Genomic DNA, 18662 nt, shown 5'->3' on the forward strand with positions numbered 1-18662 from the left:
TCATAAGGGCTCTTCTGGAGGGCGAGCGATGGCCGCGACAACAGACGCAACCTGGACGGAAATACCGGCAGTTGCCGCCGGGCGCCGTCCGCGAGTGCTGATTCTCGGCGGCGGCTTCGCCGGCACCCATGCCGCCCTGGCGCTTTCAAAGCTGCCGGTGGATATCACCATCGTGGACCGCAGGAACCACTTCACCTTCCAGCCGCTGCTCTATCAGGTTGCGCTCGCGGTGCTGTCGCCGGCCAATATCGCTTCGCCTATCCGGACCATTCTGCGCGGCCGCCCGAATGTCGAAGTGCTGATGGATGAGGCCATCGGATTTGAGCTGAACGAGCGGCGGGTGCTCTTCAAGAGCCGGGCCGCCATGCAGTTCGACTACCTGATGCTGGCCACCGGAGCGACCCACTCCTACTTCGGCAATGAGCAGTGGGCTCAGATCGCTCCCGGCCTCAAGACTATCGAAGATGCCATCGAGATCCGCCGCCGTGTGCTGCTGGCCTTCGAGCTGGCCGAGCGCCAGATGCTCGAGACCGGCTCCCATCCTCCGCTGAATTTCGTGGTCATCGGCGGAGGCCCTACCGGCGTCGAGCTCGCCGGAGCCATCAGCGATATCGCCAAGCTTTATATGCGGCATGACTTCCGGCACATCAATCCCTCCGAGGCGCGTGTTCTGCTGCTCGAAGGTGGCCCGCGCATTCTTGCCGCGTATCCGGAAGACCTGTCGCGGAAGGCAGTGGAACAGCTCGCCGAGCTGGGAGTGGAAGTGCACACCGGCATGCAGGTCTCCGATGTGCAGCCCGGCTATGTCATGGCCGGCGGACGGAAGATCGAAGCCGTCGTTACGCTGTGGGCCGCCGGTGTGCAGGCCTCACCGCTCGGAAAGCTGCTCGGTGTGGAAACCGACCGGCGCGGCTGTGTGCTGGTCAATCAGACGCTCAATCCGCCTGGACACCCTGAAGTTTTCGTGTGCGGCGATCTGGCGCACTTCGAGCAGAACGGAAGGCAGGTTCCGGGCGTCGCGCAGCCGGCGATGCAGATGGGCGATCACGTCGCAAAGATGATCGAGGCGGACCTTCATCATCTGCCGCGAAAGCCCTTTCACTACTTCGATAAAGGCGACATGGCCACCATCGGGCGCATGGCCGCGGTCGCGAAGGTGGAGTGGCCCTTCAAGGCGCACTGGGGCGGCTTTCTTGCGTGGCTCACCTGGCTGACGGTGCATATCTGGTTTCTCATCGGCTTCCGCAATCGGCTGGTAGTGCTCACGGAGTGGATCTGGAATTACTTCACCTTCACCCGCGGTGCGCGACTGATCTACGGCAGCCAGATGCTTCCCGGCTGGAACACGCACGAAGGTGTGGCCGATCCGGTGCCGGGTGCGCCGCTCGACCCCGCTGCTCCCGATGCGCCGCAGCAGCAGCGGGAGCAGGCCATTCACGCCTCCAAAGGGTAGCGCCGCCGCCATAAACAAAAAGGGCAGCCCGAAGGCTGCCCCTGATAGAGTGCGTTGAGCCGCGCTTACACTGAGACCGGCTGATCGGCGTTGACGTTCACCGGAGTAAGCCAGCCAAAGCGGTCCGGCTTCAGGCCGTTTGCGATGCCGAAGAACTCATCGGCAAGCTGCCGGGTGATCGGTCCAGGATTGCCGTCCGCCACCACGATGCGATCGACCGAGCGAATCGGCGTCACCTCTGCGGCTGTACCGGTGAAGAAGACCTCGTCTGCAATATAGATCAGCTCACGAGGCAGCGATTGCTCCACCACCGGAATGCCGAGGTGGCGGGCAATGGTCAGCACCGAGTCGCGCGTGATGCCCGAGAGCACCGAGTTCGCCAGCGGCGAGGTATAAAGAACCCCGTTGCGCACCAGGAAGAGATTTTCGCCCGAGCCTTCGGAGAGGTGTCCGTTCACGTCGAGCGCAATGCCTTCCACGTAGCCGTTCACATCGGCTTCCATGCGGATCAGCTGCGAGTTCATGTAGTTCGCGCCGGCCTTGGCGAGCGAGGGCATCGTGTTGGGCGCGAGCCGGTTCCAGGACGAGATGCAGACATCGGCGGCGTCGCCGGCCACGTACTTACCCCACGGGTAGTTCGCGATGTAGACCTCGACCGGAGAGTTCTTCGGATTGACGCCAAGCTCACCGTACCCGCGGAAGGCGATGGGGCGCACATAGCAGGGCGCAACGCCATTGGCCTCAATCAGTTCGACGGTCGCCGAGCTAAGCTGATCGAGCGAATAGGGCAGCGGCATGCGGTAAATCTTCGCCGAATCAAGAAGCCGCTGCATGTGTTCGGGAAGACGGAAAACCGCCGCGCCTTCCGGCTGCGCGTAGCAGCGGATGCCTTCAAAAACAGATGAGCCGTAGTGGACCACGTGGCTCATAACGTGAATCTGTGCCTTATCCCACGGAATAAGATTGCCGTTGTGCCAGATCCTGCTGGTGGGCTGAATGGGCATGGAAGAGACCTGCTCCTTTCAATGGAACCATGCTTGATTATAGTCTTCCACGCCCAAAGGCATAAGCTCTTTCAGGCGCGCCGGGCCTCAGGCAACGGCACGAAGGTCAGCGGATGACGGGAGATCACTCCCGCCCGGCTGCACTGAAAAAATTATGCAGAGCCTGCGGCAGAGCCACCGGGCTGCGCGGAAAAACAGCGTCGCCGGTGAGGCCGCTTGCGCCCAGGTGCGGATCGGCGAGATAGCCGACGAACTGAGCGGCATTCGCGCGCTTCAGGCGAAGCGCCGTCTGTACGGCTGCTTCGACGGCCTCCGGAGCGGAGACATCGAGAAGCACCACATCATGGTTGTGCCGGTGCAGCAGCGTCTCCACCTCCGCGTAATCGCCCGCAAGCTGTACCTGAAAACCAGCCTCCTGGATAAGCCTGTGTATCGAGTCACAGAGCGTGGGGGAGTCGCAGCCAAGAAGAATATGAGGCGATGAAGAAGCTCCTTCGGTGAAATGTAGAGATTTCCTGCTCTTTCCGTTCATGGGGGTTCGCACTCCTCTTTTTCGCGTGGCCTTTCCTTCACTGCCGGTCATAAAAGAAAGCTTTTTTCAAAAAATCCGGCCGGCAGGCACACCTGAAACAGGCAGTTCTTATGCCAAAAGCCAGAGGCCATACAAGCTGTTGATTCGATGCCGCTTGCGCGATGTTTCCCGCAGGCATCCCAGGCCCTCCGGTGAACTTCCTGCCCTGAGGGTGCGAATTTTTGCCACAGACCTCCCGGAACGAAATCGGGGCATAACGGCTCAATGAACGGAGAGTCATCTATGGCGTACGAAATGTGTTTCGATACGGCTGGCGACCGTCCACAAATGGAGGTAAGGTCAGGAGATGGTCGCCGTCATGCGGGAATTCGCGGCGCTGGTCCCGGTTCTGCCCACGCATGCAGCCGAGCACGCACTTCACTCCACCTATGTACGTTTTTCTCTGCTGGCGCTCAGCTCCATCTTCTTTCTCGTCGATCCCTTTGCGGCCATTCCATCCTTCATCGCCATCACGGCCGGAGCCGACAAACAGCGCCGCCGCCGCATGGCGTGGAAGGCCTCGCTCACCTGCTGGATCGTGCTCACCTCCTTCGCGCTGGCCGGCAGTCTCATCTTTCGCCTCTTCAGCATCACGCTGCCCGCATTCGAGCTCGCCGGCGGCCTGATTCTGCTGCTCATCGGCATCGATATGCTGGAGGCGAAGCGCTCGCCGACGCAGGAGTCGACCGGCGAGACCGCAGAAGCCGCAGCCAAAGAGGATGCCGGTGTGGTGCCTCTCGGCATTCCCATGCTTGCCGGCCCCGGCGCCATCTCCAGCGTGATGGTGCTGGTCGGCCAGGCGCCGAATCACTGGCAGATGGCCGCCATTCTCATCTCCATTGCGGTGACCGCACTGCTCAGCTTCGCCGTGCTGAATGGCGCGGACCGTCTGCGCCGCCTGCTCGGCGAAACCGGCATCCGCATCCTGGTGCGCATCATGGGTCTGCTGCTGGTCGCGCTGGCCATGCAGTTCTTCGTCAACGGACTGACCGACCTCGGCATCATCGCGAAGCAGGATTAAGCCGCGCGGGGACTGTTCCTCGCGTTCTGCTCTACTCTGCGCGCAGCGCCTGCATCGGATCGACGGATGCGGCGCGCCGCGCAGGCAGCATGGCGGCAGAAAATCCGCACAGCGCCAGAAGCACGATCGCGGCGGCGAAGAGGGCCGGGCTGCCCGGATTCACGTCGAAGAGAAAGCTGCGGATCGAGCGGGCGGCGAACCAGGCAAGGCATCCCCCGAGCAGGATTCCCGGGAGAAGCAATGCGGTAACGCGGCGCAGCATCAGTATGAAAATGCCTGCGCGCGTCGATCCCAGCGCCATGCGCACGCCGATCTCCGTGGTGCGGCGCGCAACGCTCGACGCCATCAGCCCGTAGATCCCGATGCCGCTGAGCAGAAGCGTGAGAGCGGCAAAGAAGGCGGAGAGCATGGAGAGCAGGCGCTCGCGGACGATGGAGTTGTCGAGCTGAACGGAGACGGCGATGGGCTCGGCTTCCGGCGTCGAAGGAGCGATCTCATGCAGCACCCGATGCCAGGCGTTGCGGCCTTCGCTCAGCGTGCCGGCGTGCAGCACGAAGGTGAGCGAATCGAGATTCTCCGTCGCAGCGGTGATGGGGTAATACACCGTGGGCGGAGGCGTATCGCGGAGATTGACGTACTTTGCGTCTTCGACAATGCCGATCACCTGGCAGTCGCGCGTGGCCGTCTTCCCCGTGTCCATGGAGCCGTTGAACTCGCGAACCGTCTGCCCGAGAACCGGACGGCCGCCGAAGATGGCAGCAGCGGCGGAGCGGTTGAGGATGCAGTCCTTCTGATCGTTGCCGTCGTTTGCGAAGTCGCGTCCCGCGAGGATGTGCGTGCCGAAGGCGGCGAAGAAGTGCGCGCCGACGTCGTTGATCTGGTACTTGTAGGTGTGGTAGCGCTCGGGCGGCGCATCGGCTGCATCGAAGGCTCCCATGTGTGCAAAGCCGATGAGCGGCGGCCGGTCGACGACGCTGGCGTCTTCCATGCCCGGCATCTGCTCGAGACGCGCCGTCATGCGCCGGTAAAGCGCGGCGAGGTCCGCGTCTTTCTGCGGAAGCTGGTCGAAATGGGCGCCGGCGAGCAGGGCGTTTTCGATATGGAAGCCGGGATGGGAGGCGCGCAGACGAGTGACCGTCGTCGCGAGCATGGCTGCGATCACCACCAGCGCGAGCGTGAGTGCGGCCTGAAGCGGAACAAAGGATCGGCCGGTAAAGCCGATTCTTCCAGTAGTGTTCTGTCCCGACCGGCGCAGAACGGACTCGATCGACACACGGCCCGCGGCCCATGCCGGAGCGATGCCGCAGAGCAGCGCGCAGACGACAGCGCATGCTCCGGTAAAAAGAAGAATCGAAAGCTCGGGATGGACGGAAAGAGTTTGCGCGCCCTGCGAGTCGGGGAGAAACTGCAGCAGACCGCGATCGATGAGCCATGCGAGCAGAATGGCGAATGCACCGCCGCAAAGGGCGAGCAGAAGCGATTCGACCAGCAGCTGCTGCATAAGGCGCAGACGGCCCGCGCCGAGAGCGCCGCGTGTTGCGAATTCATGCTGGCGCGATGCGGTTCGCGCAAGAGAAAGTCCCGCGAGGTTGATGCAGCAGACCAGCAGCACGACGCCGACCAGAATCTGCAGCAGCAGAAGTGGCCGCGTATAGGTGACGCGCATATCGTTCCAGCCGGTGCCGCCGGGACGCGCCACGAAGGTTGCGTGCTCGACGACCGGAGAATGGCGCACCTGCGGAGGCAGGGTCTCGTCGACGACAGCGTGGAAAATGGTATGCATCTCGGCAGATGCGGCTGCAAGGCTCACGCCCGGCTTCCGCCGGCCCCAGAGCATCAGCCAGAGCCCTCCCGGCAGGTGAAGTCTGGACTCCGCTCCGCGCGCCGCGGGCTCAAATGAGAGCGGCAGATAGAAATCCGGCCGCGCTCCGTCGATCACACCCTCAAAGCCCTCCGGTGCGACGCCGACGATGGTGACGCTGTGGCCGGCAAGGTTGACATGACTGCCGATGACAGACAAATCGGCGTTGTCGTGCTGCTTCCAGAAGCGGTAGCTGATGACGGCGGCCCATCCGTCAGGACCGCCTCCGGGCTGATCGTCGGCGGGCGCGAGCATGCGGCCCGCAGCGGGATGGAGGCCCAGAGTCTCGAACGCATTGCCGGTAACGAATGCGCCCGCGAAGAGATGCGAGCCGGTACTTTCTTCCAGAGCGAAGTCCTGCGCGCTCCATCCGAAGATGCCGGAGAAAGAGGTCGCGTGCCGGCGAATGGACTCGAGGAATGTGAAGTTCATCGGCGCATCCCATGCATCGCCATTCGGAGAGTTAATGTGCAGATCGACCTGCGTCAAACGGCCAGGCTCAGGCACGGGAAGATCCTCGAGCAGCAGCGCATGCACAAGCGTGAAGATGCCGGTATTGGCGCCGATGCCAAGCGCAAGGGTCAGAATCGCAGTCAGCGCGAAACCGGGAGATTTGCCGATCTGGCGAAGGGCGAAGCGAACGTCGGCTCTCAGGCTTTCGATCCACGGTCTCAGCCAGACCTCGCGGCTGCGCTCTTCCATCAGCGCTGCGTTGCCGAACTCGCGCCGTGCCTGGTGCCCGGCGTCCTCACGGCTCAGCCCATCGACTATGAGCGATTCGACCTTCTCCTCGAGATGCTGGCGAATCTCCTCGGAGAGATCGTCATACATCCGGCGGCGAGGGAAAAAGTGACTCAACCGGCTCATGGGCAACTCCTATTCCGCGCGCAGCGCTGTGACCGGGTCGATAGCTGCGGCAAACAATACAGGGATGGCTGAAACAAGGACTGCGGCCACAAGCAGAACCGCAAGAATGATGCCGAGCATCTGAGGGTCGCGGGAGTTGCCGCTGGTCCAGTCGGCGAAGGTCCGGCTGCAAAGCAGATTCAGCAGCAGGCCGAGTCCGGTTCCCGCGGCAACGGCAAGCGCCGACGTTTTCGTCACCAGAGCCGCGATGTGCAGCCGCCCCGCGCCAAGCGCCATGCGGACGCCGAACTCGCGCGTGCGCTGCGCCACCAGATACGACTGCACACAGTAAAGTCCGCTCAGCGCAAACACCAGCCCCACCAGCGCGAACGCCGTAAACAGACCGGCGATGAAGCGCTCGCGGCCCAGCGTGTCATCGTTCAGCATGTCTTCGGCGGTTACGAGATCGCCGACGGATTGCCCCGCATCGAGACCGTGTACCTGTTCCCGAAGGGTATGCAGCAGCTCTGGCGCATTGCCGCGAATGCGCAGCATCAGGTTGAACCAGTCGTACGTGATCATCGTGTAGGGCAGGTAGACTGCAGGCGCCGTCTGCTCATCCAGTCCCTGATTGGGCGTGTCGCCCACAACGCCGATGATCTGGTACCGCTCGTTGTTGCCCGGCGCGACAAGCACCCACGCATTGCCGGAGGCCACTCCGTGATTCAGAACAAAGCTCTGCCCGAGGGGATCGGAGCCCGGCCAGTAGCGGCGCTGCATCGCCTGATTGATGAGCGCCAGGTGCGCGGCATGCGCCATCTCCGGCGTGTTCCATACGCGGCCGCGCAGCAGCGGAATGCGCAGTGTCGCAAAGAATTCCGGGCTGACGCGCTGCGGAACGACGTGGTCGGCGGCGAACTTCGATGCGGCATTCGATCCGGCGTTCAGCGCGGGAATCGAGATCGGAGCAGAGTCGATGATCGAAGGGGGCAGGTTATTCTCCGCGATCGCGGCCGAGATCACGCCCGGGTCCGCCGCGGCCATCTTCCGGATCTGCTCATAGAAATGCACCCGGTCGCTCCATCCGTGGTGGTCGCCTTCGCTAAGCGTGAGATTCGTCGAAACCAGTTGGTGCGGGTCGTAGCCCAGATCCGCATGAACAAGCTGCGAGAGCCGCCTCACCGTCGCGCCCGAGCAGGCCAGCAACAGCACCGTCATGGTGAGCTGCGCAGCCAGCAGCGCGGTATGGCTCTTTTGCAGGCCACGTCTGCCGGCCAGCTTGTGCGAGCCGGCGTCGGCGGCCTGGCGCAGATCGCTGCGGGCCGCGCGCAGAGCGGGCCACACGCCACAGACGATGCCGGTCAGCATCGACACGCCGACGCTGAAGAACAGCACGGACAGGTTGATCCGGATCACGGCCTCGGAGGGAAACAGAGACGCGGGAATAAACTGCCGCAGCAGGCGCACGCCTGCCAGCGCCAGCAGCACGCCGCAGCCTTCTCCCGCGATGGAAAGGAGAAGCGATTCGGTCAGAAGCTGAGCGATGATCCGCCCGCGTCCTGCGCCGAGTGCTTTGCGCAGAGCCATCTCCGTCTGCCTGGCTTCGCCTCGCGCCAGCAGCAGAATGGCAATATTCACGCAGGCCAGCGCGAGCAAAAATGAAACCGAGAGAAAGAGAATGGTCAGCACGCCGCGAAATCTTCCAGTCGCCAGCTCGTGAATGTGGACCAGATGCACGCGGAAGTTCTGCGGAAAGTTTCCCGGTGTCTCGCGCGCAAAACGGTCGAGCATCGGCTGCAGCGCCTGCTCCGCGGCCTGATCGCTCACGCCGGCGCGAACGCGCGCATAGACGCTGGCAATGCGCTGCGGATCGGCGGAGTACGCGAAGGGAATGTACACGTCGCTTCCGCCCCACGCGAAGCGCTGCGGCAGCACGCCGAGGATGGTGTAGTCCTGATGATTGAGCTGCACCCGCTTGCCGATGACGTCCATGCGTCCGGCAAAGTGCGATCTCCAGAAGCGATAGCTGAGGACGGCAACCGTCTGCGGATCGGACGGCGAGAACTCGCGGCCCGCAAGAGCCGGCACGCCAAAAAACTGAAACGCATTCGAAGAGGTCCGGTCGGCCTGAATCTGTACCGGCAGCTCTTCGCCGGTGAGCGTCATGCTCCATTTGTCTTCGGCAATCACTCCGTCAAGAACGGGCGACCGGCGGAACTCGGCGAACTGCTGCCCGTCCAGCGCCATGTCGAAGGGAAAGGGGTTTTTGTCGTAAAGGTGAAAGTGCACCATGCGCATCGCTCCGCGATACGGATAGGGATCGATCAGCACCGCGTGAATCACACTGTAGACAGCCGTCTGCGCTCCGATGCCGATGGCCAGCGTGGCAACAGCGGCGAGCGCAAATCGCGGCGACTTCACCGCCTGCCTCCACGCAAAGCGCAGATCCGCGCACAGGCTTTCGATCCACGGTCTCAGCCAGACCTCGCGGCTGCGCTCTTCCATCAGCATTGCGTTGCCGAACTCGCGCCGCGCCTGGTGCCCGGCGTCCTCGCGGCTCAGCCCATCGGCCATGAGCGATTCGATCTTCTCCTCGAGGTGCTGGCGAATCTCCTCGGAGAGATCGTCATACATCCGGCGGCGAGGGAAGAGAGAGCGGAACCAGGCCATAAGACACTCCTGAGCGGCATCACTCCGCTTCGGCGGGCGAAAGCACAAGATGAATGCCCTCGAGCATGCGCTCGAAGCGGGAGACCTCGCGGTCGAGATGGCGGTTGCCGGCCGCGGTGATGCGATAGGTGCGCACACGGCGATTCGTGGCGGAGATCTCCCACTCGGCTTTCACGAGGCGATCCTTCAGCAGGCGCTGCAGCGCCGGATAAAGCGAGCCCTCCTCGACCTGCAGCAGCTCATTCGAGCGCTGGCGAATATGCTGCACCAGCGCATAGCCGTGCATGGGCTGGCGCCGCAGCGACTGCAGGACCATCATTTCGAGCGCGCCGGGAAAGAGATCGCGCTGTCCAGGTGCTTGAGGAGGTGTCATCGCACAGGCCTTTTCAAAACAGGCATAGAGTAAAAAGGGGTAACGGAATTTGTCAAGCCGGAAGGCCGCATCGCTGAAAATTCTGCTTTTGTCTCATCTGTTCCGCCCTCGCCTGGAAGGAAGCGATGTGCGCGCATACACTGTGCGAAGAGCGCAGGAGCGGGTGCGATGCGGTGTCTGACGGCTGCGGTGTTGCTGGTTCTGGGGATGAGCGCGGGAGCACCTGCGTATGCGCGCTTCGCGCCGCCGGAGCCGTGTAAGAACGCCTACAACCTCGATCAGGAGATCACGCTCGGACGCCGCGCCCGGCAGCAGGTCATGGCGTCGATGCCCATCTTTCCTGACGCCAGCCCCGTCTCGCAGTACGTCTCACGCCTCGGCATGCGCCTGACGAAGTATGCGCCCGGCGACGCGTGGCCGTGGGAGTTTCACGTTGTCGATCAGGCCGAAATCAACGCCTTCGCGCTGCCCGGCGGAGCCATCTTCGTGAACCTAGGCACGGTGCAGGCGGCGGAGACCGAAGCGCAGCTCGCCGGCGTGCTGGCGCATGAGATCTCTCACGTAGTGATGCGCCACTCCACCTGCAACATCACGAAGCAGCGGCGGCAGAGTCTCTGGTGGGGCCTCGCGCAGATCGGCGCGGGTGTGGCCGTGCCGGGTCTCGGCGGAGCCGCAACGCAGCTGGGTCTCGGAGCGCTCCAGGGCCAGCTGGGACTGAAGATGTCGCGTGGAGACGAGCGCCAGGCCGACCTGATGGGCGTCGATATTCTGTACGACGCCGGATACGATCCGCGGGCGCTCCCGCAGTTCTTTGAGGTCATTCAGGGCCATTACGGTCCCGGCGGAAAACAATGGCTCAGCGATCATCCGAACCCCGGCAACCGTTCCGAATATGTGAGCGCCGAAATCGCCACGCTGCCGCCGAAAGAGCATCGGATACGCACCAGCGATGAGTTCACCGCGATCGAGCAGCAGATCAAAGGCATCCACGCATACACGGCGAAGGAGATCGCCTCCGGAGTGTGGCGCAAGCAGCCGCCGCCCGGTATCGGCGCGGCAGCAGCCGGCGGATTCGCGCCGTCGGCCGAGTGGAAGATGCTGCACGATACCGGCTATTCCCTCGAGCACCCTGAAAACTGGCAGGTGTACGACGGGCCGGGAACCGGCGTGACCATCGCTCCCGCCGCGGGCATCGCCCCCGGAGCCGGCGGCGATCAGGCGATCCTCTGCGGCGTGCTCGTCGATGTCTATCAGCCGCAGAAGGGAGCCACGCTGTCTGCGGCGGCTGAGCAGCTGCTCGCGCATCTGCAGCAGCAGAATGCGGGGCTCACGCCGGCGGGTGCAGGCACGGAGATCACGGCATCCGGACGCCCGGCCAGATCGATGGAGCTGAAAAATCCGGCGGCCGCTGCCGTGGCCGAGCAGGACTGGCTCGTGGCCATGCTGCGAAAAGACGGCTCGCTCGAATACATCGTTTTCGTGGCCCCGGAAAAAGATTTCGACGGCGTCCGGCCGGCTTTTGAGCGGATTCTGGCGAGCTTCCGCATCCGCGAGTAGCAGGGAAAGCGATGATCGCATGTAGCGAAAGCCGCTGAATACGCGGCTGTAACACTGTTTTCAACAGTTTCACCAGTTTTTCAACATTGCAGCATGGCAACCGGATTGATAGTATCCGTCTTGTTGCTTCGCATGGCGAACACGGCTGGAAAGACCGGAGTTGCAAAGGCGGAAGCAAAGTGGTACTGTAACAAAGGTTTGAGTAGTTGCAAGCAGGCTTCGCAGTGCAGGTTCTTTAACCTGCAGGGTTTAGCAGGCGAAGCGGATGTTCGACGGGCACTGGAGTGCCCCGGAAGGTAAGACCTTCAAGCGCGAACAATCCATTGCAGACGAGGGATAAATCCCTCAGGGACATATTGTCCCGTCGGTGAACGATGTTCATCGAAAGGTCTTTTAAAATTTGCGGCTGCATGGCGCGTACGGCAAAAACAATAGCCGGTCGAGCGCCGAAAGTGCGAAGGAAGTATGACCGATTGCCGGGAAACAGGGCAATATGAGAGTCAAGCAAAGAGAAGTTTAAAAATGCTTGACAGGGTCGCTGAGGTTCGATAATCTCAGAAAGTTCGCGCAAAAATGCAGCGCAACAAGTTCGAGGACGCACAGAGGGCTAACGCCGCTGTGATTCCCGATCCAAAACGGCCCGCTCAGGCGGTCACCGGTATGGATCTTTGACAATCAGGTTGAACATGCCAGTCGTGAGAATACAGAGAGATCTGGTTTGATCAATTCTCACTAAATTAGTACCTTGCAATCTTTCGAGCATTGCAGGGTCGATTCCTCCGGCGATCTCCGTCGTCCGGTTGGAATCATCAGGTTTCAAACGAGAGTTTGATCCTGGCTCAGAATCAACGCTGGCGGCGTGCCTAACACATGCAAGTCGAACGAGAAAGTGGAGCAATCCATGAGTAAAGTGGCGCACGGGTGAGTAACACGTGACTAACCTGCCCTTGAGTGGGGAATAACCTGGGGAAACCTTGGCTAATACCGCATAACACCTACGGGTCAAAGGAGCAATTCGCTTAAGGAGGGGGTCGCGGCCGATTAGTTAGTTGGCGGGGTAATGGCCCACCAAGACGATGATCGGTATCCGGCCTGAGAGGGCGCACGGACACACTGGAACTGAGACACGGTCCAGACTCCTACGGGAGGCAGCAGTGGGGAATTTTGCGCAATGGGGGAAACCCTGACGCAGCAACGCCGCGTGGAGGATGAAGTCCCTTGGGACGTAAACTCCTTTCGATCGGGACGATTATGACGGTACCGGAAGAAGAAGCCCCGGCTAACTTCGTGCCAGCAGCCGCGGTAATACGAGGGGGGCGAGCGTTGTTCGGAATTATTGGGCGTAAAGGGTGCGTAGGCGGTTCGGTAAGTCTTGTGTGAAATCTTCGGGCTCAACTCGAAGTCTGCACCAGAAACTGCCGGGCTTGAGTGTGGGAGAGGTGAGTGGAATTTCCGGTGTAGCGGTGAAATGCGTAGATATCGGAAGGAACACCTGTGGCGAAAGCGGCTCACTGGACCACAACTGACGCTGAGGCACGAAAGCTGGGGGAGCAAACAGGATTAGATACCCTGGTAGTCCCAGCCCTAAACGATGATCGCTTGGTGTGACGGGTACCCAATCCCGCCGTGCCGTAGCTAACGCGTTAAGCGATCCGCCTGGGGAGTACGGTCGCAAGGCTGAAACTCAAAGGAATTGACGGGGGCCCGCACAAGCGGTGGAGCATGTGGTTTAATTCGACGCAACGCGAAGAACCTTACCTGGGCTCGAAATGTACAGGAATGCGGTAGAAATATCGCCGTCCAGCAATGGACCTGTATATAGGTGCTGCATGGCTGTCGTCAGCTCGTGTCGTGAGATGTTGGGTTAAGTCCCGCAACGAGCGCAACCCTTATTACCAGTTGCTACCATTTAGTTGAGCACTCTGGTGAGACCGCCTCGGATAACGGGGAGGAAGGCGGGGATGACGTCAAGTCCTCATGGCCTTTATGTCCAGGGCTACACACGTGCTACAATGGCCGGTACAAACCGTCGCAAACCCGTGAGGGGGAGCTAATCGGAAAAAGCCGGCCTCAGTTCGGATTGGAGTCTGCAACTCGACTCCATGAAGCTGGAATCGCTAGTAATCGCGGATCAGAACGCCGCGGTGAATACGTTCCCGGGCCTTGTACACACCGCCCGTCACATCACGAAAGTGGGTTGTACTAGAAGCAGGTGCGCCAACCGCAAGGAGGCAGCCTTCCAAGGTGTAATTCATGATTGGGGTGAAGTCGTAACAAGGTAGCCGTAGGAGAACCTGCGGCTGGATCACCTCCTTTCTAAGAGAGAACGTCATGGCACTCACATACTTCCGCGTATCGCGGACAGCGTAAGCTGCGTATCGTGGGATGTTGCCATGTACACCCTCCTCTGGAGTTCCTGACTTCGGAAGAGGGAATCTGAATCAAGCCTTCTCTGCTCTTTGAGATTTGCACGATGGTCGCGAGCGGCGTAGCTGCTCAGCATGTTCAGCCTGGTCCTCGAAACCTCTCGAATCATTTAAAGACGAGCAGTCGGGCTCAGCGGGGAAGCGCCGAAGTATCCGGCGCGGATTTACTGGGCAGGAGTGCGAGCGATGCCGGGCCTGTAGCTCAGTTGGTTAGAGCGCACCCCTGATAAGGGTGAGGTCGGTAGTTCGAATCTACCCAGGCCCACCATAAAAACAATGCAGTAATCGCGTTGGGGCTGTAGCTCAGCTGGGAGAGCACCTGCTTTGCAAGCAGGGGGTCAGGAGTTCGATCCTCCTCAGCTCCACCAAATCTTCTTTAAGTGCGAGGCTGCCTGAAGCTGGCCGCTTGCCTGTGAATAGTTCACCGGCGAGTGTCGAGCTTTGGGCAGAGTCCGAAGATGAAAGCGCAAGCGATCGTCGAGGGCATGTTCGATAGCGCCTGAGGGCGTGCATCAGCAATGCTGATGTCCGGATGTTTGACAACGAAATCGATTGGGTAAATACATTACAAGGCTGAGCAATGACCTTGTCCCGCATTCGTATCGCGGAGATAGGGAAGTTGGTCATGTTTGAAGTGTCTTTAGGATAACGTGCCCGTGACTGTTCATCTTCGGATGGATAAGACGGCACAAAACAGGCGAATGAATCAAGCTGTAGATGACTCCTGCGTGGAGTTAATTCTATGGTCAAGCTACTAAGGGCGCACGGTGGATGCCTTGGCAGATACAGGCGATGAAGGACGTGGCAAGCTGCGATAAGCTTCGGGGAGCCGCACACAGGCGTTATATCCGAAGATTTCCGAATGGGGAAACCCTCCCGAGCAAACCTCGGGAACACCCTGCTGAATACATAGGCGGGAGTGAGCGAACTCAGGGAAGTGAACCATCTCAGTACCTGAAGGAAAAGAAAGAAACCTCGATTCCGAAAGTAGTGGCGAGCGAAATCGGAACAGCCCAAACCCGTTGCATTTCGGTGCATAGGGGGTTGTAGGACCTGCAACAGTAGAGTTACCAATCTGGTAGTTAGTCGAATCCTCTGGAAAGTGGATCCATAGAGCGTGACAGGCGCGTAGACGAAAACTATCCAGACTCGAAGCAGGCACCTGAGTAAGGCGGGGCACGTGAAACCCTGCTTGAATCCGCGGAGACCATTCCGCAAGGCTAAATACTCGTATCTGACCGATAGTGAACCAGTACCGTGAGGGAAAGGCGAAAAGAACCCCTGTTAGGGGAGTGAAAAGTACCTGAAACCGTGTGCCTACAAGCAGTGGGAGGACTATGCCCGCAAGGGAATGTCTGACCGCGTGCCTATTGCATAATGAGCCGGCTAGTTATTCTTGTCAGCAAGGTTAAGCGTAAGCGAGCCGAAGCGAAAGCGAGTCTGAACAGGGCGTTCAGTTGGCAGGAATAGACGCGAAGCGGGATGATCTACCCTTGGCCAGGTTGAAGGTAGGGTAAAACCTATTGGAGGACCGAACCGGTGTTTGTTGAAAAAAGCTCGGATGAGCTGAGGGTAGGGGTGAAAGGCTAATCAAATTCCGTGATAGCTCGTTCTCTCCGAAATAGCTTTAGGGCTAGCCTCGGATGATTTGCAGTGGTGGTAGAGATCTGGATGGACTAGGGGGCTTTCCGGCTTACTGAATCCAACCAAACTTCGAATGCCACTGACAACCAGTCCGGGAGTCAGACTGTGGGGGCTAAGCTTCACAGTCGAGAGGGAAACAGCCCAGACCGCCTGCTAAGGTCCCCAAATTACAGTTAAGTGGGAAAGGAAGTCGGAACGCCCAGACAGCCAGGAGGTTGGCTTAGAAGCAGCCATCCTTTAAAGAAAGCGTAATAGCTCACTGGTCAAGCGGTCCGGTGCCGACAATATAACGGGGCTAAAACTGTATACCGAAGCAGCGGATGCACACCTATGGTGTGCGTGGTAGGAGAGCATTCTCAACAGCAGTGAAGTCCGACTGAGAAGACGGATGGAGCGTTGCGAAGAGACCCTGCCGGCATAAGTAGCGATAATGAATGTGAGAACCATTCACGCCGAAAGTCTAAGGTTTCCTGAGGAAGGTTAATCCGCTCAGGGTTAGGCGGTCCCTAAGGCGAGGCCGAAAGGCGTAGCTGATGGACATCCGGTTAATATTCCGGACCTCCCAACTCTCGTTTGACGATGGGGAGACGCAGAAGGATAAGCAGGTCGTCATATGGCTATGGCGGTCGATACGCGTAAGCTGGTTCCAGCAGGCAAATCCACTGGAGCTTAACAGTGAGGCGTAAAGCAAGCCCGTATGGGTGTAAGCTGCTGATTTCACGCTGCCGAGAAAATCCTCTAAGGAGAGTAGTTGGGAACCGTACCCCAAACCGACACAGGTAGACGAGGAGAATATCCAAAGGCGCTCGAGTGAAAGCTTGTTAAGGAACTCGGCAAATTAGACCCGTAACTTCGGGAGAAGGGTCGCCCACCTCTGGTGGGCCGCAGTGAAACGCGTACGGCGACTGTTTAACAAAAACACAGGTCTCTGCAAAGTCGAAAACGACGTATAGGGGCTGACTCCTGCCCGGTGCCGGAAGGTTAAAGGGAGAGGTTAGGGCGCAAGCCCGAAGCTTTGAACTGAAGCCCCGGTGAACGGCGGCCGTAACTATAACGGTCCTAAGGTAGCGAAATTCCTTGTCGGGTAAGTTCCGACCTGCACGAATGGAGTAACGATCGTACGACTGTCTTAACGAGTTGCTCGGCGAACTTGTAGTACCGGTGAAGATGCCGGTTACCCGCAGCTAGACGGAAAGACCCCGTGCACCTTTACTACACCTTAACTATGAATTATGGCTCTCGCTGCGCAGGATAGGTGGGAGGCTTTGATCCCGGATTCTCGGATTCGGAGGAGCCACCGGTGAGATACCACCCTGCGAGTGCTGTGATTCTAACCTCCTCCCGTCATCCGGGAGAGGGACATAGTTAGGCGGGTAGTTTGACTGGGGCGGTCGCCTCCTAAATTGTAACGGAGGCGCGCGAAGCTACTCTCAGACTGTTTGGAAATCAGTCGTCGAGTGCAAAGGCATAAGAGTGGTTAACTGTGAGACCTACAAGTCGAGCAGATGCGAAAGCAGGCCTTAGTGATCCGGTGGTTCTGTATGGAAGGGCCATCGCTCAACGGATAAAAGGTACGCCGGGGATAACAGGCTGATCGGAGCCAAGAGTTCATATCGACGCTCCGGTTTGGCACCTCGATGTCGGCTCATCGCATCCTGGAGCTGTAGAAGGTTCCAAGGGTTAGGCTGTTCGCCTATTAAAGCGGTACGTGAGCTGGGTTCAGAACGTCGCGAGACAGTTCGGTCCCTATCTGCTGTGGGCGTAGGAGATTTGAGGGGGGCTGTCCTTAGTACGAGAGGACCGGGATGGACGAACCTCTTGTGTTCCAGTTGTCTTGCCAAAGGCACGGCTGGGTAGCGAAGTTCGGTTGTGATAACCGCTGAATGCATATAAGCGGGAAGCACGCCCCAAGATGAGATCTCCCTGAAGGGCCCAGAAAGACCATCTGGTTGATAGGCTGGAGGTGGAAGCGCAGTAATGCGTGTAGCTTACCAGTACTAATCGCCCGTTCGGCTTGTCCATAGAATTAATTCTGCGCAGTTTGATCCGCAGACACATTCAGCAAGCCCTGTACTGTATGCCGTATGTTGAAGATGGATACGGCAACTCAATCGGTTTCGTTGTGAGATATTGGAATTTCGACGCAGTCAGTCGAAATTGAAGTTGTGGTGCCAGTTTGCCGCCACTCGTCCGGGAGAAACAGTCCGTTGATGAGTCCGGCTGCGGGAGAAACAGCCTGCCAGGCGCCGCTCAGGTTTGCCGGTGACCATACCGCGAGGGTCCCACCCGTTCCCATCCCGAACACGGAAGTTAAGCCTCGCTGGGCCGATGGTACTGCACGCGAAAGTGTGTGGGAGATTAGGTGATCGCCGGCATTATTCTTAAAGAAAAAGCCCGCTCTTCGGAGCGGGCTTTTTGCATTTGCCTGGCGCGAAGTGCGATCTGGCCAGCGAGCGAAGACCTGAAATTGAAATTGCCTGGATACCGGGTGCGGCGTACCCTGCGTAGAATATGAATATGAGCACCATTCTCGAAATTCCGAAGCTGCCGAGCAGCGTAACGCTCGATCCGCCGCTCACGGATGAGGAGTTTGAGAAGCTGTGTGCGGCAAATGATCTGGTGCAGCTGGAAAGAACGAAGGAAGGCACGATCATCGTGAATCCACCAACGGGTGCGGACAGCAGTGACGGCAACAGCGAAATCAATTACCAGCTCAGAGCCTGGTGGAAGCAGCACCGGCGGGGCACAGTCTTTGAATCAAATGCTGGATTCTTCCTGCCGGATGGCTCTTCACTCAGTCCCGACGCAGCATACGCCACGGCAGAGCAGGTGGGCGGACTGACGAAGGAAGACCGGAAGCATTTTCTGCGCCTTACTCCTGCTTTTGTGATTGAACTGCTGTCGGCAAGCGACAGCCTCGCTGAAGCCAGGAGAAAGATGGAGTCGTGGATCGCCAACGGCGCAAAGCTGGGGTGGCTCGTCGATCCATACAGCCGCAACGTCCTGGTCTATGAGCCGGGACAGTCTGTGCGAGTCGAAGCCGGAGATAAGGTTGCCGGAGCTGACCCGGTTGCAGGCTTCGATCTGGATCTGGCCGCAGTCTGGACTCTTTACGAAGACTGATCCCGAACATGGAAGTTAAGCCTCGCCGGGCCGATGGTGCTGCACGCGAAAGTGTGTGGGAGATCAGGTGATCGCCGGCATTATTCTTAAAGAAAGCCCGCTCTTCGGAGCGG

At 59.6% G+C, this 18662-nt stretch carries 9 protein-coding genes, 2 tRNA genes and 3 rRNA genes; 9 read left to right on the forward strand and 5 right to left on the reverse strand.

The window, feature by feature from the left end; translation table 11 throughout:
• Positions 1 to 28: 28 nt before the first annotated feature.
• Positions 29 to 1453 (forward strand): NAD(P)/FAD-dependent oxidoreductase, encoded by a 1425-nt coding sequence (locus D0Y96_RS09385; protein ID WP_117299107.1) that lies wholly within the window; start codon positions 29 to 31, stop codon positions 1451 to 1453.
• Positions 1454 to 1518: 65 nt separating this feature from the next.
• On the opposite strand, the gene D0Y96_RS09390 is transcribed toward D0Y96_RS09385, so the two are convergent.
• Together D0Y96_RS09390 and D0Y96_RS09395 are read right to left on the reverse strand one after the other, a co-directional pair.
• Positions 1519 to 2457, reverse strand: coding sequence for a branched-chain amino acid transaminase (locus D0Y96_RS09390; protein ID WP_117299108.1), 939 nt, complete (start codon positions 2455 to 2457; stop codon positions 1519 to 1521).
• Positions 2458 to 2581: 124 nt separating this feature from the next.
• Complete coding sequence (locus D0Y96_RS09395) at positions 2582 to 2989, reverse strand: response regulator (protein WP_158562327.1); 408 nt, start codon at positions 2987 to 2989, stop codon at positions 2582 to 2584.
• Positions 2990 to 3347: 358 nt separating this feature from the next.
• On the opposite strand from D0Y96_RS09395, the gene D0Y96_RS09400 reads away from it, so the two are divergent.
• On the forward strand, positions 3348 to 4049 hold the full coding sequence (locus D0Y96_RS09400; protein WP_117299742.1) for a MarC family protein: 702 nt from the start codon (positions 3348 to 3350) through the stop codon (positions 4047 to 4049).
• Positions 4050 to 4080: 31 nt separating this feature from the next.
• Here D0Y96_RS09400 and D0Y96_RS09405 read toward each other — a convergent pair whose 3' ends face one another.
• Genes D0Y96_RS09405 through D0Y96_RS09415 form a run of 3 tightly spaced genes read right to left on the reverse strand, consistent with a single transcriptional unit; the run spans position 4081 to position 9799 of the window.
• Positions 4081 to 6777 carry an ABC transporter permease gene (locus tag D0Y96_RS09405; protein ID WP_117299110.1) on the reverse strand — a complete coding sequence of 899 codons (2697 nt, stop codon included), beginning with the start codon at positions 6775 to 6777 and terminating at the stop codon, positions 4081 to 4083.
• Between the two features lie 9 nt (positions 6778 to 6786).
• Complete coding sequence (locus D0Y96_RS09410; protein ID WP_117299111.1) at positions 6787 to 9426, reverse strand: ABC transporter permease; 2640 nt, start codon at positions 9424 to 9426, stop codon at positions 6787 to 6789.
• Positions 9427 to 9445: 19 nt separating this feature from the next.
• On the reverse strand, positions 9446 to 9799 hold the full coding sequence (locus D0Y96_RS09415; protein ID WP_117299112.1) for a PadR family transcriptional regulator: 354 nt from the start codon (positions 9797 to 9799) through the stop codon (positions 9446 to 9448).
• Between the two features lie 168 nt (positions 9800 to 9967).
• Here D0Y96_RS09415 and D0Y96_RS09420 point away from each other — a divergent pair, with 168 nt between their 5' ends.
• The 7 genes from D0Y96_RS09420 (at position 9968) to D0Y96_RS09450 (ending at position 18549) form a co-directional block, all read left to right on the forward strand.
• Positions 9968 to 11356, forward strand: coding sequence for a M48 family metallopeptidase (locus D0Y96_RS09420; RefSeq protein WP_117299113.1), 1389 nt, complete (start codon positions 9968 to 9970; stop codon positions 11354 to 11356).
• Between the two features lie 816 nt (positions 11357 to 12172).
• Positions 12173 to 13672, forward strand: a 16S ribosomal RNA gene (locus D0Y96_RS09425).
• Between the two features lie 301 nt (positions 13673 to 13973).
• Positions 13974 to 14050: transfer RNA gene (locus D0Y96_RS09430), tRNA-Ile, on the forward strand.
• A gap of 24 nt (positions 14051 to 14074) precedes the next feature.
• Positions 14075 to 14150: transfer RNA gene (locus D0Y96_RS09435), tRNA-Ala, on the forward strand.
• A gap of 376 nt (positions 14151 to 14526) precedes the next feature.
• A 23S ribosomal RNA gene (locus D0Y96_RS09440) occupies positions 14527 to 17448 on the forward strand.
• A gap of 236 nt (positions 17449 to 17684) precedes the next feature.
• Positions 17685 to 17801: ribosomal RNA gene (gene rrf / locus D0Y96_RS09445) — 5S ribosomal RNA — on the forward strand.
• Together the 16S, 23S and 5S rRNA genes with 2 tRNA genes alongside form the textbook arrangement of a ribosomal RNA operon.
• A gap of 142 nt (positions 17802 to 17943) precedes the next feature.
• On the forward strand, positions 17944 to 18549 hold the full coding sequence (locus tag D0Y96_RS09450; protein ID WP_158562328.1) for a Uma2 family endonuclease: 606 nt from the start codon (positions 17944 to 17946) through the stop codon (positions 18547 to 18549).
• Positions 18550 to 18662: the final 113 nt, after the last annotated feature.

Source organism: Paracidobacterium acidisoli (assembly GCF_003428625.2).
Classification (GTDB): domain Bacteria; phylum Acidobacteriota; class Terriglobia; order Terriglobales; family Acidobacteriaceae; genus Paracidobacterium; species Paracidobacterium acidisoli.

Coding starts and splice junctions, on each gene's coding strand:
- D0Y96_RS09385 (WP_117299107.1), top strand. CDS start 29: ATGGCCGCGACAACAGACGCAACCTGGACGGAAATACCGGCAGTTGCC.
- D0Y96_RS09405 (WP_117299110.1), bottom strand. CDS start 6,777: ATGAGCCGGTTGAGTCACTTTTTCCCTCGCCGCCGGATGTATGACGAT.
- D0Y96_RS09420 (WP_117299113.1), top strand. CDS start 9,968: ATGCGGTGTCTGACGGCTGCGGTGTTGCTGGTTCTGGGGATGAGCGCG.
- D0Y96_RS09415 (WP_117299112.1), bottom strand. CDS start 9,799: ATGACACCTCCTCAAGCACCTGGACAGCGCGATCTCTTTCCCGGCGCG.
- D0Y96_RS09390 (WP_117299108.1), bottom strand. CDS start 2,457: ATGCCCATTCAGCCCACCAGCAGGATCTGGCACAACGGCAATCTTATT.
- D0Y96_RS09395 (WP_158562327.1), bottom strand. CDS start 2,989: ATGAACGGAAAGAGCAGGAAATCTCTACATTTCACCGAAGGAGCTTCT.
- D0Y96_RS09400 (WP_117299742.1), top strand. CDS start 3,348: ATGCGGGAATTCGCGGCGCTGGTCCCGGTTCTGCCCACGCATGCAGCC.
- D0Y96_RS09450 (WP_158562328.1), top strand. CDS start 17,944: ATGAGCACCATTCTCGAAATTCCGAAGCTGCCGAGCAGCGTAACGCTC.
- D0Y96_RS09410 (WP_117299111.1), bottom strand. CDS start 9,426: ATGGCCTGGTTCCGCTCTCTCTTCCCTCGCCGCCGGATGTATGACGAT.